Raw genomic sequence first — 16,752 nt, 5'->3', positions numbered from 1 at the left:
AACAAAGCGATGCACAACATCGCCAACATGGGCTACTTCTCTTCTGACCGTACGATCAAAGAGTACGCTGAAACCATCTGGCATATTGACCCGGTCAGACTGTAATAAAAATTGCCCGGCGCTCGCCGGGCAATGTCTTTCATGATTACGATGCCAGCGGCATCTCACGCTTTCCCGCGTGCTGCGCCAGCCACTGGGCGACGCGGGACTGCTCTTCCGCATTCAACCACATGCCCAGTTTGGTGCGACGCCACAGCGCATCGTCCATCCGGCGCACCCACTCGTGCTCGACCAGATAACGCAGCTCCGCTTCATACAACTCGTGACCAAAGTGTTCGCCGAGATCCTCAAGCGAAGTGGCATCGCCTAACAACCACTCGCTGTTGCTGCCGTAGGTGCGTGCGTAATGGCGCGCCAGCGACTCGCTGATGAACGGGTAGCGGCGGCGCAGTCGGGCGGCGTAATCATCACGATCGTTGCCAATCTCTCCGCCCGGCAGCACGGCGGTTTTCGTCCATGCCGGACCAATACCCTGATAGTACGGCGTCAGTTTTTCCAGTGCGTGTTCCGCAAGCTTACGATAGGTCGTCAGCTTACCGCCAAACACTGACAGCAGCGGCGCCTGGCCCTGTTCGTCGTGGATATCCAGCGTGTAGTCGCGGGTCACCGCCTGCGGTGAATCGGACTCGTCATCACACAGCGGACGAACGCCGGAGTAGGTCCAGACGATGTCATTTCTGCCGAGCTGTTTCTTAAAGTGCGCGTTATACACTTTCAGCAGGTAGTTAATTTCGCCTTCGTCGATTTCGACTTGTTTCGGATCGCCGTGGTATTCCACATCGGTGGTGCCGATGATAGAAAACTCATCCATCCACGGGATCACAAAGACAATGCGCTTGTCTTCATTCTGCAGAATGTAGGCCTGTTTTTGCGTATGCACGCGCGGCACCACGATGTGGCTGCCTTTGATCAGACGAATACCGTACGGTGATGGCAGATGCATGCCGTCATCGAAGAACTGTTTCACCCACGGACCGGTGGCGTTGACCAGACCGCGCGCCTGCCAGCGGTATTTCTTGCCGGTATCGATGTCTTCAGCTTCGACGATCCACAGCCCGTTTTCACGTTTTGCGGAAGTTGCACGGGTGCGGGTCAGCACCTCGCCGCCTTTGCGCGTCACCATCTGAGCGTTCGCCAGCACCAGGCGGGCGTCGTCGACCCAGCAGTCAGAATATTCGAAACCGCGCACGATTTCCGGTTTCAGCACCGATTCTGCGCCAAAACGCAACCCTTTGGAGCCGGGCAGGCTGGCGCGTTTACCAAGGTGATCNGTTGATCGTATAAAAAGAGACCGGTGCGGATCATCCATGCCGGGCGCAAATGCGGCCGATGCGGCAGGCGAAAGCGCATCGGGAAAGCGATGTGCGGTGCCATTTTCAGCAATACTTCACGCTCGGCCAGCGCTTCGCTGACCAGGCGGAATTCGTAGTGTTCAAGGTAGCGCAGCCCGCCGTGGATCAGCTTCGAGCTGGCGCTGGATGTTGCGGAGGCTAAATCCTGCGCTTCCAGCATCAGCACGGATAAACCACGCCCGGCGGCGTCTGCCGCGATACCGGCACCGTTAATGCCTCCACCTATCACAATCAGATCTTTGGTTTCCATGCTGCAACCTCGTGTACTTTCGTTATAGCTCAAAAATGTTCGATATCGCTCATCATAGCAAACAAACGCGCTTTTGGTAACATCGAAAAAACATTTTGGAGTGATGCGTATAACAAATTAGTATTTCTTTGCCGTTTTGCGGTATAGCTGACGGTAGAATCTAAAGACCTGCCATATATAAATGAAATGAAGAGAACACCATGGATCACTTTGAATGTATTAACGTAGAAGAAGCCCATCAGAAACTGCATCAGGGCGCGGCGGTGCTGGTGGATATCCGTGATCCGCAAAGTTATGCGTTAGGCCACACCCCCGGCGCGTTCCACCTCACCAACGACACGCTGGGCGCGTTTATGCGCGAGAACGATTTTGAAACGCCAGTGATGGTGATGTGCTATCACGGCAACAGCAGCAAAGGCGCGGCGCAATATCTGTTGCAACAGGGCTATGACAACGTCTACAGCGTGGATGGCGGATTCGATGCCTGGCACCGACATTTCCCGGCCGAGGTAGCGCACGACGCCTGAGACGGTATACTGTCCCCTTTTGTGTGGAAAAAGCGGCCTCCCGTATGTTGATGATTACTTCGTTTACCAATCCGCGTGTTGCCCAGGCGTTTGTCGACTACATGGCAACGCAGGGGATCATTCTGACTATTCAGCAACATACGCAAACTGACGTCTGGCTGGCGGACGAAAGCCAGGCCGATCGCGTCCAGCGCGAACTGGCGCAGTTTCTGGAAAACCCGGCCGATCCGCGTTATCTCGCCGCCAGCTGGCAGGCCGGACATACCAACAGCGGGCTGCAGTATCACCGCTTTCCGTTTCTCGCGACGCTGCGCGGCAACGCCGGCCCCGTCACGCTCATCATCATGACGCTGTGCATCGTGATTTTTCTCATCATGAATGCGGTGGGTGACAGAATGATGATGGCGTGGCTCGCCTGGCCGTATGATCCCTCTCTTAAATTTGAACTCTGGCGTTACTTTACTCACGCTTTCATGCACTTCTCCGTTCTGCATATCCTCTTCAACCTGCTATGGTGGTGGTATCTTGGCGGAGCGGTTGAGAAGCGTCTTGGCAGCGGCAAGCTGATCGTCATCACGGTGGTGAGCGCGCTGTTGAGCGGGTTTATCCAGCAGAAATTCAGCGGTCCGTGGTTTGGCGGGTTATCCGGCGTGGTTTACGCCCTGATGGGCTACGTCTGGCTGCGCGGCGAACGTGATCCACAAAGCGGAATTTATCTGCAGCGCGGTCTGATAATCTTCTCATTAATCTGGCTGGTTGCCGGGTGGTTTGATCTTTTCGGCATGGCGATGGCGAATGGCGCTCACGTTGCGGGTCTGGCGGTGGGACTGGTCATGGCGTTTGCCGACACGATGAATGTGCGAAAACGAACATAAAATTTCCAGGGAATTTCCATGAAGCAGACACAGCGTCATGACGCGATAATCGAGCTGGTAAAAAAACAGGGTTACGTCAGTACCGAAGAGCTTGTCGAACAGTTTGCCGTCAGCCCGCAGACTATTCGCCGCGATCTGAACGATCTGGCTGAACAGAAAATGATTCTCCGCCACCACGGCGGCGCGGCGCTGCCGTCCAGCTCCGTCAACACCCCCTGGCATGACCGCAAGGCCACCCAGACCAATGAAAAAGAGCGAATTGCCCGCAAAGTTGCCAGTCAGATCCCTAACGGCGCTACGCTGTTTATCGACATCGGCACCACCCCGGAAGCGGTGGCGCACGCCCTGCTTGAGCACAGCGAGTTACGCGTGGTGACCAACAACCTGAACGTTGCCAATACGCTGATGGTGAAAGACGATTTCCGCGTGATCCTCGCTGGCGGTGAATTGCGCAGCCGCGATGGCGGCATCATTGGCGAAGCCACTCTCGATTTTATCTCTCAGTTCCGCCTGGATTTTGGCATTCTGGGCATCAGCGGCATCGACACCGACGGCTCGCTGCTGGAGTTCGACTACCACGAAGTACGCACCAAGCGGGCGATCATTGAAAACTCGCGCCACGTAATGCTGGTCGTGGATCACTCCAAATTTGGCCGTAACGCGATGGTGAATATGGGCAGCATCAGCATGGTGGACGCCGTATATACCGACGCGATGCCGCCCAACGGCATTATGCAGGTGATTGTGGATAACAACATTCAGCTGGAACTCTGTTAATCCCTTCGCCCTCTCCCGACCGGGGAGAGGGTTAAACGCCGTAGCCCATCATTTTCAACAGCTGCTGCGCGTGTTGCACGGCATCCTGGCGGTGCGCAACGCCCAGCTTCTGGTACAGATTACGGATATGCGTTTTGATGGTGGTGGCCGCCACGTCAAGCTCACCGGCAATCTGCTCGTTGCTGTAGCCAGAATAAATCAGCCCCAGCACCTGCCATTCGCGCTGGGTCAGTGGGCTGGTGCGGATAAGTTCCGGCACTTCCGGATGATTCAGCAACCGTTCGACGAAGTTCTCATCAAAATGGGCGAACTTGTGCCGGTGATGCTGGTTGATCTCACGCAGAATGCGCTGGGCGCGATGTTGCTCCAGTTCCGGCAGGGTGTTGAGCTGAATTAGCTGACGCAGTTGCTGCGCCATCGCTTCGCCTTCAATCACGAAATGGCTGATAAACCCGGTACGGTTGGCGAGGGTGAGCGCTTCCAGCAGCGCGCTCTGCGCCTCCGCTTTACGCCCTGCCTGCCAGTAAAGCTGATTGAGCAGCAGCAGGTTGCGGTTAAGATCGCTCATCAGGCGCAGCGCGCGGGCGTTCTCGTTCAGCTCTTCCAGCACCATTTCCGCCGGATCGTAGTCTCCAAGCAGGATTTGCGCGCGGGCGATGTTGCGCCACTGGCTTTGCAGGAAATGATNNGGCTCCTGCCGCAGCCAGTGGGTGGCGGACTTTTTATCGCCCGTCATCTGCCAGTAAATCACGCGTACTTTATCGGCGTTTGACACCCAGTCGCTATGATACTGACCGTTGCCGAGCAGGTTTTCCAGACGGTTGAGGTGGTTGCGGGCGTTGTCGAGATCGCCGCGCGCCAGCGACGATTGCACCAGCAGCGCCAGACACTGCAACTGTTGCTGCGGCTGGTAGGTTGACAGAACGTCCATCCCATTGCGGGCCGCCGCTTCGGCTTCATCAAGACGCGCCCACGCCCACAGCAGCTGCGAACGGATGCGCAGCAGGAATTCATGCATCGGCAACTGTTCGAGGTGTTGCTCGCGGATCAACTGGAACGCTTTTTCCTGCGATTCCCACGCCGCCTGCAAAAAGCCCTGGGCAAACAGAATTTCGCTCTGCTGGAGCAGGCTCCACAACGCGTAATGCCACACTTCGTAGCGGCGCGACATCTGTTCTGTCTGCTGCATCACCGCCAGCGATTTGTTCAGCNGAGTGGCAACTCTTCGAGCGCCACCATCGACAGGCGCTCGGCCTCTTCCTGATCGCCATCATTGATGGCCACCTGCGCTCGCAACGCATTGAAATCGCCGTGCAGGGTGACGTCCATCGCCACGGTCATCTCCTGCTCGGCACGCGCCAGCAGATTATTGACCTCGCTGTAGCGATGCTGACTTTGCATCAACCAGGCCTGCAGTAGCACCAGACGCGGATTTTCCAGCAGGCTTTCCCACGGCAGCGCCGCAAGCGACTCTTCCAGCAAGGCCAGTTCGCTATGGTTGAATAAACCCCACGCATGGTTGAGCAGGATATCGCGCAGCATGTTGGCGTCGCCAGCGGCCAGTGCGTGGTGGATAGCTTCGGTCGGGAAGCCCTGCGCCATCCAGCTTTCGGCGGCGGCGCGGTGTAACTCAGGCAGCTCGGCCGCCAGTTCCCACTGACAGCGCTGACGCAGGAAACTGCCAAACAGCGGGTGATAGCTGAACCATTCGCCGGAATCATCCATGCGCTGTAAAAAGAGCCCCTGACGCTCGATCTCTTCCAGCCGCATTTGGCCGTTGTCGACGCCGGTCACGCGGACGATCAGCGCATCGTTCATCGAGCGCAGTACCGCGCTTTTTAACAGGAAATTGCGCGTATCGGCTTCGACGTTATCCAGTACTTCATCGACCAGATAATCGGAGAGGTGGCTGGCATTAATGCCCGCCAGACGGCGCGCGGAATGCTGTGCGGCGCTGTTGCTCTGCCGTGCGGAGAGGGCGATCAACTGGAGAGCGGTGGCCCACCCGGCGACATCGTCGCACAGACGACTGGTTTCGGCGGCTTCGATCGGCGAGGTCAGACGGCAGTCGAAAAACTGCTTCGCTTCCTGATGGGTAAAGGCAAGCTGCTGGCTGCCAATCTCCAGCAACTGATCGCGCACGCGCAGGTTGGCGATGCCCAACTGCGGTAAATTGCGCGACAGCACCACCAGCGTCATGTTTTCAGGCTGATGGCGCAGGAAAAAACGCATCGCATCGTGAATGACCGGATTGGTGACCAGATGGTAATCATCAATCACCAGATACAGCGGCCGATCCCACTCGGCGAGTTCAATGAACAGCTGTGCGAAAAGCGATGTCAGGCTGGCGTACTGGCGCTTTTGCACCATCATCTCGCTCGCCGGGCAATGCCCGCCGGTGGCCTGTTGTAGCGCCGCGATCAGATAACTGGCAAAGCGTTCCTGCTGATTATCGCCCTCATCAAGCGAATACCAGCCCAGTTCATTCCTCCCTGCTGCCCACTGCGAAACGAGCGTTGTTTTTCCATATCCAGCAGGACTTGTGACCAGCGCAAGACGATAATTGTTCGCGCCGGAAAGCTTCGCCAGTAAACGTTCCCGCACCACGGTGTGGTCAAGACGAACCGGACGACTTAATTTTGACGGAATCAACATAGTTAGCACTTCACTGTGACCAATAAACGGAAAGGATTTTTTTTGCGCCTCGTAATTAATAGTTATAAAGTCGGCTATCAAAGAATATATTGCAAGTTATGTCGGGAATTGGATTGCCTTATTTTGCACTCTGTCACAAATCACATACATTACTGAAACAGGTTACAGAAACCGGTGCCAGTGCGCGTGGCGACTGGTTTCGCCGCATGTTTCATCAGGGTGATTATTTACAATTGGTCGCAAAATTCACGAGAAGGGCGTGACATCGTTTGTAGCAACCGCTTACTGGTGTGGAAGGTTTTGATACATGATAAAAAGGGAAACCTTTTCCCTTCAGTGAGCGGTGACTGTGTTAACAAGTGAAATGATACGATTTTGCCCTGACCAATAAATGTTATCTCCGTCACGTCAAAATAAATCGCGACGCTTTATTTTTTCACACAATGCGACGTCTTTTACATAATAGGAACTGAGATTCTCCTGAGGGCAGTTTGTGTAGGAGTTTGCCATCAGGATAAAAGGAATGATAATCGTACTTATATAGCCAACAGGAATTGGTATAATCATAAATAATATAAAATAGCTACTGTCCATTAGTTTTTGCAGATGCTTAAATATCTTTTCTGAAAATAAGTAAAAAAAAGTGAGTAATACGAAATAAGAAAGCATGGGTATGCCACTCATTAGCAAGCATGTTTTATTATAGGAGATAACGGCTTCCATTTTTATTAAGGAAATAAAATCATCCATTACTGGGCCAAATAATAACATCTCCAGAAACCAAAGCATAAGAAGGAAAACAAAAAAAGCACGTAATTTCTGCATTGGATATTTTCCCCGATCAGAATAAGTACGGTAGAGTGTATAAATTATTGTTAAGCATATTATCCCCATAACGAAGATAAAAATCTCGAATTTTTTCTTTTAAGGCTCCCGACAAGCCAAAATCCTCGTCATATTTATTTAGTTGATTGTTAAGTATCAGGCCAACAATCACAATAAGCCCTATGGTCAGTACAATGGGAACACTAAAAAGCGTCATGACCCCACCAATTGCCCCAATCACCACGCTCGACACCACAATTTTCGCCGTGTCCATCGTAATATCCACAAGAAAGTCCACCAGTTGATAACATGTGCAGTTAAAAAATGGTTCTTGGCTTTATTTTTTCACACAGTACAACATCCTTTACATAATAGGAGCTGAGATTCTCCTGAGGACAGTTTGTGTAGGAGTTTGACATCAAAACAAAAGGGACGATAATATTTGCAATAAACCCAAAGGGAATTGGAATAAGAATGAAAAGAAGAATGTAACTATTGCTCATGAATTTATGTCCGCGATGAAAAGCGTCTTTTTGAAAAAGAGCAAAAAGTAAAAAGAATAATAAGTAAAAAATTGTAGGTATACCGCTAATCAATATGCAGGTTTTGTCATAAGAGATAATATCTCCCATTTTTATCAAGGAAACAAAATCATGCATCACAGCGCCGAATAATAGAAATTCTAAAAAACCCAATATAAAAAGAATGGCAAAAACAAGATGTAGTTTAAACACTCATCACACTCCGAAATTAAAATAAATATTGCAATTCGTATGCGTTACTATTAACGATGCTTTTATCATGCAGATGATAAAATTCACGGATTTTTGCTTTTAACGTTGCTGAAAGGCTTAGCTGATCGTCAAGATGATTTAATCCACTATTCAGCCCAAGCCCGATAAGTACGAGTATCGCTATTGTTCCAACTACTGGAGCACTAAGTAATGTCAGTATCCCACCAATTACCCCAATCACCACGCTCGACACCAGAATTTTCGCCATGTCCATCGTAATATCCACAAGAAAGTCCACCAGTTGATAACATGTGCAGTTAAAAAATGGCTCTTGGCTTTATTTTTTCACACAGCACAACATCTTTTACATAATATTTACTAAGATTTTCCTGTGGACAGTGAATATAAGAGTTTGCCACCAGAATGAAAGGAACAATAATATTTCCAATAAACCCAAAAGGTATTGGGCCCAGAGTGATAAGGAGAACATAATTATTGGTCATAAATTCATGTTTCTTATGTGTACAATCTTTTTGGAAAAGGGAAAGGAGTACTATAAATAATATAAAAACAATCATAGGGATAGCGCTTATCAATATGCAGTTTCTATTGTAATATATAATGTCTTCCATTTTTATCAAGGAAATAAAATCCTGCATTATAGCGCCGAATAATAATACCTCTAAAAACACAGATAGAAAGAGGACAGTGAAAATAACGCGCAGCTTGAACACTTGACGAACTCCGAGATCAGAAGAGGTATTGTAATTCGCATGCATTACTGTTGAGTATATTCACGCCATGCAGGTGATAAAACTCCTGAATCTTCGCTTTTAATGCCGCTGATATATTAAATTGATCATCAAGGTAATTTAATCCAATGTTAAACACAATGCCAAGAAACACAATAAGCCCTATGGTCAGTACAATGGGAACGCTATAAAGCGTCAGTATCCCACCAATTGCCCCAATCACCACGCTCGACACCACAATCTTCGCCGTGTCCATCGTAATATCCACAAGAAAGTCCACCAGTTGATAATCCGATTTAAAGATCAGTTCCACTGCCCTCCAGGCAAGTGAAAAATAGATACAATATTTGGTGCCATTAATTATGCTGTAGGTCATACCGCGTCGGCCAATGGCCATTTCCAGCATTTGCGGATGACTGGTACCATAGCGGGTTCCGGTGAGAATGCGTCTGAGGCCAGCGTGTCCGGTAATTTTAATATAGGATTTCCCGCCGACGTTGTATTCAATCGCTCTGATTTTTAGCGCCTTAAAATTGAAGACCAGTTCTTGCGCGGGGGTGTACCATGTCGTGAGTTTTGACAGATTACGAAAGGCATCGAGCCCGTCTTTGATATTCCCTGGTGCGGCCTTATAGGAAAAAAATTTATCTACCCCGCCGAGAAGATCGTCCACGACCTGCTCAGCCTCTTCAAGCGTGAGTAACATAATAGAATGGCTTTGGGTAATGAAAGATCCATTCATGAACGCCATATCACGTTGTAATGGATTCATCGACGGCCAGGAACCCGTCCCCGACTCGGTATTAACTAATGCGTTACGTAAAAACATGTGTTCCCTTACATGAAATGATAACAACCATGATTTCGCTGATTAAAAGACGCGCTCATCCCACAAGCTGTAAGCACTGGTACTGGCCATACAGTGCTCCCAGCTTATAGATTCATAAACTAAAGAAATGCGTTCCTGTGCTTCGTTTCCAGTTTCGATAATATTATGTGGAACAATGGTGGAGATGTCAGATATGTGTGCTTTAAATAATTTTATTTTGTAATAGGTTTCCTGCAGTCCCATCGGGTTGACACGATAAAGTTCAATTTCGCATTCGAGCGTTTCGTTATCGTTAATCGCCTTGTTAAGCAGTGGGGATGCGCGATCTATTGGCTTAATGATTTGCATTTCATGGTGCGTAACATTTTGCTCTCGAGTGGTTCTGTGGTTAAGACCGTAAATCATTATTTGATCAAGATGATTTGTCTGCGACTTATTACCAATGGAATTTCGGGAGCCGCAATTTGCCGAAATAATGCCCTGGGATGTGCCTTTTAGCGTCATCCATGATAGATGTGCCATATTATTCCTTATGGTTTATTCATATAAGATATATATATTTTGACGGACAATTTAAGTGTGCGCTTGTTTATTTTCCGTTTCAATATTTTGTTGTGTACAACGGGAGCGGCACGCTCTGTGCAAAGGAAATCAATGCAACAATACGTGGTCAGAAACAGCTCAAACGGCTAACGTTATAGTGGTTACGATCACACTTTTTGCTCATCCCTGCTACTCCTCCCTGCCTAAACCCTGTCAGGATGAGGACGTCACACAGTAGGCCAGGCACACTAACGCTAATGTTTCTTACAAGGACCCGGATTCATTTATGTCTCAGCCTTCCTTCAACAAAACGCAATTTCAGGCTGCACTGACGCGTCAGTGGCAGCATTTTGGTTTACAGGCCGCCAGCGAGATGACGCAGCATCAGTGGTGGCAGGCCGTGAGCGGCGCGCTGGCAGAAATGCTCGCGGCGCAACCCGTAGCGAAGCCGGTAAAAGGGCAGCGCCACGTGAACTACATTTCGATGGAATTCCTCATCGGGCGTCTGACAGGCAACAATCTGCTCAACCTGGGTTGGTATCAGGAGGTCAGCGATGAGCTGGGCGCCTTTGACATTAATTTGAGCGACCTGCTTGAAGAAGAGATCGATCCGGCGCTGGGCAACGGCGGTTTAGGGCGTCTGGCGGCCTGTTTCCTGGATTCGATGGCGACGGTCGGCCAGTCGGCGACGGGCTATGGCCTGAACTATCAGTACGGCCTGTTCCGCCAGTCATTCGACGACGGGCAGCAAAAAGAAGCGCCTGACGACTGGCATCGTGGCTATCGTAACGGCATCGCGCAGCCGCTGCGTCTGTGGCAGGCTACGCACGCCCATCCGTTCAACCTGACGAAATTCAACGACGGCGATTTCCTGCGTGCTGAAAAGCAGGGCATCGACGCCGAAAAACTGACCAGGGTCCTCTATCCGAACGATAACCATCAGGCCGGAAAAAAGCTGCGCCTGATGCAGCAGTACTTCCAGTGCGCCTGCTCGGTGGCGGATATCCTGCGTCGTCATCACCTGGCGGGCCGTAAACTGGCACAGCTGGCGGAGTTTGAAGTTATTCAACTGAACGACACGCACCCGACAATTGCCATCCCGGAGCTGCTGCGCGTTCTGCTCGATGAACACCAGCTGAGCTGGGATGATGCCTGGGCGATCACCAGTAAAACCTTCGCCTACACTAACCACACCCTGATGCCGGAAGCGCTGGAAACCTGGGATGAGAAGCTGGTGAAGGCGCTGCTGCCGCGCCACATGCAGATCATCAATGAGATCAACACCCGTTTTAAGAAACAGGTCGAGAACACCTGGCCTGGCGATACAGCAGTGTGGGCGAAACTGGCGGTGGTGCACGATAAACAGGTGCGAATGGCGAACATGTGCGTGGTGAGCGGCTTTGCCGTCAACGGCGTGGCGGCGCTGCACTCTGACCTGGTGGTGAAGGATCTGTTCCCGGAATATCATCAGCTATGGCCGAACAAGTTCCATAACGTCACCAACGGCATTACTCCACGCCGCTGGATCAAACAATGCAACCCGGCGCTGGCGGCATTGCTTGATAAGACGCTGAAAAAAGAGTGGGCGAACGATCTCGATAAGCTGATTGCGCTGGAAAAACACGCCGACGACGCGAAATTCCGCAAACAGTACCGCGAGATCAAGCTGGCGAATAAAGTGCGACTCGCTGAATTCGTGAAGGCGCGCACCGGTATCGACATCAATCCGCAGGCAATTTTTGATATTCAGATCAAGCGCCTGCACGAGTACAAACGTCAGCACCTGAACCTGCTGCATATTCTGGCGCTGTACAAAGAGATCCGCGAGAACCCGAAGGCCGATCGCGTGCCGCGCGTGTTCCTGTTTGGCGCCAAAGCGGCACCGGGCTATTACCTGGCGAAGAACATTATCTTTGCTATCAATAAGGTCGCGGAAACGATCAATAACGATCCACAGGTCGGCAATAAGCTGAAAGTGGTGTTCCTGCCGGATTACTGCGTCTCGGCGGCGGAAATGATGATCCCGGCGGCGGATGTTTCCGAGCAGATTTCTACCGCGGGCAAAGAGGCGTCCGGCACCGGCAACATGAAACTGGCGCTGAACGGCGCGCTGACGGTCGGAACGCTGGATGGCGCGAACGTCGAAATCGCTGAGGTGGTAGGTGAAGAGAATATCTTTATCTTCGGCCACACGGTGGAAGAGGTGAAAGCGCTGAAGGCCAAAGGCTACGATCCGCTGAAATGGCGTAAGAAAGACAAGCTGCTCGATGCCGTGCTAAAAGAGCTGGAGAGCGGCAAGTACAGCGGCGGCGACAAGCACGCGTTCGATCAGATGCTGCACAGCCTCGGTAAACAGGGCCACGATCCATACCTGGTGCTGGCGGACTTTGACGCTTATGTGAAGGCGCAACGGCAGGTCGATGAACTCTATCGCGATCAGGAGGCCTGGACCCGTGCGGCGATCCTGAATACCGCCCGTTGCGGCATGTTCAGCTCTGACCGTTCAATCCGCGATTATCAGCAACGTATCTGGCAGGCANGTCGAAGGGAAAGGGGAGTTCGACTGGCTGCTGACCACCGAAATGGGAAAAACGTATCAGGGACTGGCGCAGGCCGGAAAATCCCTGACGCTGCCCGGTCGGCTGCCGGAAGGCTACCACACGCTGACGTTGATCCAGGACGACAGCCGCTGGCACTGCCGCATTATTATCGCCCCCGCGCGCTGCTATGAGCCGCAGCCGTTGAAGGACGGGAAAAAACTGTGGGGATCGTGCGTACAGCTTTACTCCCTGCGTTCAGAGCATAACTGGGGCATTGGTNNGGTCGTTTATCGGTCTCAACCCGATTCATGCGCTCTACCCGGCAAACCCGGAGAGCGCCAGCCCCTACAGCCCCTCGTCACGCCGCTGGCTGAACGTGATTTATATCGACGTGAACGCCGTTGAGGATTTCCATCTCAGCAAAGCGGCGCAGACCTGGTGGAAACGCCCGGCGACGCAAAAGGCGTGGAAAGCGGCACGTGAGTCAGAGTGGGTGGACTATACCGCGGTCACGGCGCTGAAAATGACGGCGCTGCGCATGGCGTGGGCGCATTTCACAACGCGAGATGATGAGCAAATGGCGGATTTCCGTCTGTTTGTCGGGCGCGAAGGGGAAAGCCTGTACTGGCAGGCGGCGTACGACGCGCTGCACGAGCAGCAGGCGAAAGAAGATCCGCTGCGCTGGGGCTGGCCTGCGTGGCCGGAAGCGCTGCGTAACGTTGATAATCCGCAGGTGAAGATATTCTGCCAGCAGCATGCTGACGACATCGATTTTTATCTCTGGCTGCAGTGGCTGGCGTACACGCAGTTTGCCGCCTGCTGGGCTGAATGCCAGCGCTTCGAGATGCCCATCGGGCTGTATCGCGATCTGGCCGTTGGCGTGGCGGAAGGGGGCGCGGAAACCTGGTGTGACCGCGAACTGTACTGCCTGAAGGCGTCGGTTGGCGCGCCGCCAGATATCCTCGGCCCGCTGGGGCAAAACTGGGGATTGCCGCCGATGGATCCGCACGTCATCGTCGCGCGGGCCTACGAGCCGTTTATCGAGCTGTTGCGGGCGAACATGCAAAACTGCGGCGCGCTGCGCATCGATCACGTGATGTCGGTGCTGCGCCTGTGGTGGATCCCTTACGGCGAGACGGCGGATTTCGGTGCTTACGTTCACTATCCGGTTGACGATCTGCTGTCGATTCTGGCGCTGGAGAGCAAGCGTCACCAGTGCATGGTGATCGGCGAAGATCTTGGTACGGTGCCGGTGGAGATTGTCGGTAAGCTGCGTAAAAGCGGCGTCTACTCCTACAAAGTGCTCTATTTCGAAAATGATTATCAGAAAGGCTTCCGCGCGCCGAAAGCGTATCCGGAACAGTCGATGGCTGTGGCGACGACACATGACCTGCCGACGCTACGCGGCTACTGGGAAAGTGGCGATCTGACGCTCGGCAACACGCTCGGGCTCTATCCTGACGAGGTTATTCTCAACGGCTTGTATCTGGATCGCGGGAAAGCAAAGCAGGCGCTGCTGGATGCGTTGCATAAGTACGGCTGCTTGCCGAAGCGCGCCGGGCATAACGCGTCGATGATGGCGATGTCCCCCACGCTCAACCGGGCCATGCAGCGCTATATCGCTGACAGCAACAGCGCGTTATTAGGATTGCAGCCGGAAGACTGGCTGGACATGGCGGAGCCGGTCAACATTCCGGGCACCAGCAATCAGTACCGTAACTGGCGACGCAAGTTGTCGTTGACGCTGGAAACGATGTTTGCCGATGCAGGGGTGAACAGGCTGATTAAAGAGCTGGATAAGCGCCGAAAAGCGGCCAGNGCTGCCCGACTTTTTACTGTTACACCACCGTTCCCAGCAGCAGACATCCCACCAGGCCACAGACAGAAATAATCGTTTCCAGCATCGACCATGACTTAATGGTTTCGCCGATAGTCAGGTTGAAATACTCTTTGAACAGCCAGAATCCTGGATCGTTCACGTGAGAGAAAATCACGCTACCAGAACCGACCGCGATAACCATCAGCTCCGGTAGCCGAACCCAGCGCGATACGCAGCACCGCGGCAATAGACCATGCCATCAGGATCGGCGACACGTTAGTTTCGTTCATGATAGAAGCGATGTATTTGTCCACGCCGCTATCGACCAGCACCTGCTTAAAGGCACCGCCGCCGCCGATGATCAACAGCATCATGGCGATGATTTTGATGGACGAGATCAGGGTGTCGTTGATGTCATCCATTGAACGACCACGGTTCAGGCCGAAGGTAAAGACAGCGATCAGCACCGCAATCATGGTTGCCATCACCGGGTCGCCGAAGAACTCGGCGTACGGCAGAATGGCATGGCCTTTCGGCAGGATCATTTCCGCAACCGCACGCAGCGCCATCAGAACCACCGGCACCAGTGCTGTCCAGACGCTGACACCGAAGCTCGGCATTTCGTCTTCACGGAAGGTTTTCGGGTTATGGAGACCTTCCGGGATCGGCTTATCGATACTTTTCAGGAAACGGGCATACACCGGGCCTGCCAGGATGACGGTCGGGATCGCCAACAGCGTACCGTACAGCAGGGTTTTACCCATATCAGCATGGAAAATGGTCGCGATAGCGGTCGGACCCGGGTGCGGCGGCAGGAAGCCGTGCGTTACGGAGAGCGCGGCGGCCATCGGCACACCGACGTACAGCAGAGGGATACGCGCAGACGCGGCGATGGTGAAGACCAGCGGCAGCATCAGCACGAAGCCGACTTCATAGAACAGGGCGAAACCGACGGTAAAACCGGTTAATACCACAGCCCATTGAATGTGTTTTTTACCGAATTTATCAATCAGCGTGGTAGCAATACGCTGAGCCCCGCCGCAGTCCGCCAGCAGCTTACCGAGCATAGCGCCGAAGCCCATGATCAGTGCAAGACTACCGAGCGTTCCGCCAACACCGGCTTTGATGGAGCCGATGACTTTATCCAGCGGCATGCCCTGCATTAAACCGACGGCAAGCGCCACCAGTACCAGCGCGATGAACCCGTTCAGCTTGAAGCGGATCATCAGCAATAATAACAAGACAACACCGATAGCAACGATGACTAATGGCATGATTTACCTGACCTTTAATTTGTTATGGGTAACGTCGTTGTTTCAATGACACTATCCAATTGTCCCACCGAGAAACAGAGTTCTTCCGGCGCTGCTTCAGATTTCGTCCCACCCGATTAGGATAGCTGGCTTTTTTTTCTTTCAGCAGAGCTTGAGATGAATGATACGGGTAACATCCCTCGGTTGAGAATTACCCTGGCGATCAAAATGTGAATTATGCGAAGCAGGTCATGTTCTGGCGGGGGTATCACTAGGGTCAGAAAGAGGGGCTAGTGCCCGGTAACATCGCGCTACCGGGCAATAAATGCGGGTTTCTTAGTAGTAAGAGTGCTCGCCGCGCTGGTGTTCGGTCAGGTCGCGAACGCCTTTCAGTTCCGGGAACTCGGTCAGCAACTGCTTTTCGATCCCTTCTTTCAGCGTGACGTCGACCATCGAACAGCCGTTACAGCCGCCGCCGAATTGCAGGATCGCGTAGCCTTCGTCGGTGATTTCCATCAGCGACACGCGACCGCCGTGACCGGCCAGCTGCGGGTTGATCTGCGACTGCAGCAGGTATTCCACGCGCTCCATCAGCGGGGCGTCGTCAGAGACTTTACGCATTTTAGCGTTCGGCGCCTTCAGCGTCAGCTGAGAACCCAGCTGATCGGTCACAAAATCGATCTCCGCATCTTCCAGATAAGGAGCGCTCAGCTCATCGACATACGCGGTCAGCTGTTCGAATTTAATGGCAGTGTCAGTTGCTTCCACCGCATCCGGCGGGCAGTAAGATACGCCGCATTCAGCGTTAGGAGTGCCGGGATTAATCACAAATACGCGGATTTGTGTCCCTTCTTCCTGATTTGCCAGCAATTTAGCAAAGTGCGCTTGTGCAGCATCGGAAATACGGATCATAGCGTTGGCCTAATAGTTGACTAATTTACCAGGGTATAATACCCCCCTT

Annotated in this window: 11 protein-coding genes and 5 pseudogenes; 6 read left to right on the top strand and 10 right to left on the bottom strand. The window is 52.5% G+C overall.

Going from position 1 to position 16,752, the window contains the following annotated elements:
• Nucleotides 1-105, top strand: a 105-nt coding sequence (locus GM30_RS27745) for a glycogen/starch/alpha-glucan phosphorylase (protein WP_155483880.1), incomplete at its 5' end; no start/stop codon positions are given.
• A gap of 40 nt (nucleotides 106-145) precedes the next feature.
• Here the strand turns inward: GM30_RS27745 and glpD are convergent.
• A pseudogene (gene glpD / locus GM30_RS00680) lies at nucleotides 146-1,662 on the bottom strand (glycerol-3-phosphate dehydrogenase).
• A gap of 200 nt (nucleotides 1,663-1,862) precedes the next feature.
• On the opposite strand from glpD, the gene glpE reads away from it, so the two are divergent.
• From glpE to GM30_RS25830, 3 genes are read left to right on the top strand one after another with little or no spacing between them, the layout of a single operon-like run.
• Nucleotides 1,863-2,189 carry a thiosulfate sulfurtransferase GlpE gene (gene glpE, locus GM30_RS00675; RefSeq protein ID WP_049847086.1) on the top strand — a complete coding sequence of 109 codons (327 nt, stop codon included), beginning with the start codon at nucleotides 1,863-1,865 and terminating at the stop codon, nucleotides 2,187-2,189.
• A 44-nt stretch (nucleotides 2,190-2,233) separates the two neighbouring features.
• Nucleotides 2,234-3,064, top strand: coding sequence for a rhomboid family intramembrane serine protease GlpG (glpG, locus tag GM30_RS25835; protein WP_049847090.1), 831 nt, complete (start codon nucleotides 2,234-2,236; stop codon nucleotides 3,062-3,064).
• A gap of 18 nt (nucleotides 3,065-3,082) precedes the next feature.
• The gene (locus GM30_RS25830; protein WP_049847085.1) at nucleotides 3,083-3,841 is read left to right on the top strand and encodes a DeoR/GlpR family transcriptional regulator; all 759 of its coding nucleotides are present in this window, start codon (nucleotides 3,083-3,085) and stop codon (nucleotides 3,839-3,841) included.
• A gap of 31 nt (nucleotides 3,842-3,872) precedes the next feature.
• On the opposite strand, the pseudogene malT reads toward GM30_RS25830, so the two are convergent.
• From malT to GM30_RS00625, 7 genes and pseudogenes are all read right to left on the bottom strand, one after another.
• Nucleotides 3,873-6,496, bottom strand: a pseudogene (malT, locus tag GM30_RS00660) (HTH-type transcriptional regulator MalT).
• A 408-nt stretch (nucleotides 6,497-6,904) separates the two neighbouring features.
• Nucleotides 6,905-7,321 (bottom strand): DUF1240 domain-containing protein, encoded by a 417-nt coding sequence (locus GM30_RS00655; protein ID WP_162212964.1) that lies wholly within the window; start codon nucleotides 7,319-7,321, stop codon nucleotides 6,905-6,907.
• Nucleotides 7,322-7,337: 16 nt separating this feature from the next.
• Nucleotides 7,338-7,595, bottom strand: a complete 258-nt coding sequence (locus GM30_RS25825; RefSeq protein WP_049847083.1) for a hypothetical protein — start codon at nucleotides 7,593-7,595, stop codon at nucleotides 7,338-7,340.
• A gap of 43 nt (nucleotides 7,596-7,638) precedes the next feature.
• Nucleotides 7,639-7,953: a DUF1240 domain-containing protein gene (locus tag GM30_RS27740; RefSeq protein ID WP_420802244.1), complete on the bottom strand. Its 315-nt coding sequence runs from the start codon at nucleotides 7,951-7,953 to the stop codon at nucleotides 7,639-7,641.
• Between the two features lie 118 nt (nucleotides 7,954-8,071).
• Nucleotides 8,072-8,329 carry a hypothetical protein gene (locus GM30_RS00640; RefSeq protein WP_049847081.1) on the bottom strand — a complete coding sequence of 86 codons (258 nt, stop codon included), beginning with the start codon at nucleotides 8,327-8,329 and terminating at the stop codon, nucleotides 8,072-8,074.
• 476 nt (nucleotides 8,330-8,805) lie between these two features.
• Nucleotides 8,806-9,636 (bottom strand): hypothetical protein, encoded by an 831-nt coding sequence (locus GM30_RS00630; protein ID WP_049847079.1) that lies wholly within the window; start codon nucleotides 9,634-9,636, stop codon nucleotides 8,806-8,808.
• Nucleotides 9,637-9,678: 42 nt separating this feature from the next.
• Nucleotides 9,679-10,158, bottom strand: a complete 480-nt coding sequence (locus GM30_RS00625) for an Hcp family type VI secretion system effector (RefSeq protein ID WP_049847078.1) — start codon at nucleotides 10,156-10,158, stop codon at nucleotides 9,679-9,681.
• Between the two features lie 307 nt (nucleotides 10,159-10,465).
• Between GM30_RS00625 and GM30_RS00620 the strand changes: the two are divergent.
• Both GM30_RS00620 and malQ read left to right on the top strand, forming a co-directional pair.
• Nucleotides 10,466-12,724: pseudogene (locus GM30_RS00620) on the top strand (maltodextrin phosphorylase); the annotation flags it as partial.
• Nucleotides 12,720-14,610, top strand: a pseudogene (gene malQ / locus GM30_RS00615) (4-alpha-glucanotransferase); the annotation flags it as partial. The pseudogenes GM30_RS00620 and malQ, both read left to right, overlap by 5 nt.
• Here the strand turns inward: malQ and GM30_RS00610 are convergent.
• Both GM30_RS00610 and nfuA read right to left on the bottom strand, forming a co-directional pair.
• Nucleotides 14,558-15,812: pseudogene (locus GM30_RS00610) on the bottom strand (gluconate transporter). The pseudogenes malQ and GM30_RS00610 sit on opposite strands and share 53 nt — an antisense overlap.
• Before the next feature lie 315 nt (nucleotides 15,813-16,127).
• Complete coding sequence (gene nfuA, locus GM30_RS00605; protein ID WP_049847077.1) at nucleotides 16,128-16,703, bottom strand: Fe-S biogenesis protein NfuA; 576 nt, start codon at nucleotides 16,701-16,703, stop codon at nucleotides 16,128-16,130.
• Between the last annotated feature and the right edge of the window lie 49 nt (nucleotides 16,704-16,752).

Origin of the sequence: Trabulsiella odontotermitis, assembly GCF_001188485.1 — a bacterium.
In the GTDB taxonomy this organism is placed as follows: Bacteria; Pseudomonadota; Gammaproteobacteria; order Enterobacterales; family Enterobacteriaceae; genus Trabulsiella; species Trabulsiella odontotermitis_A.
This window is presented reverse-complemented; position numbering and strand designations above follow the sequence as displayed.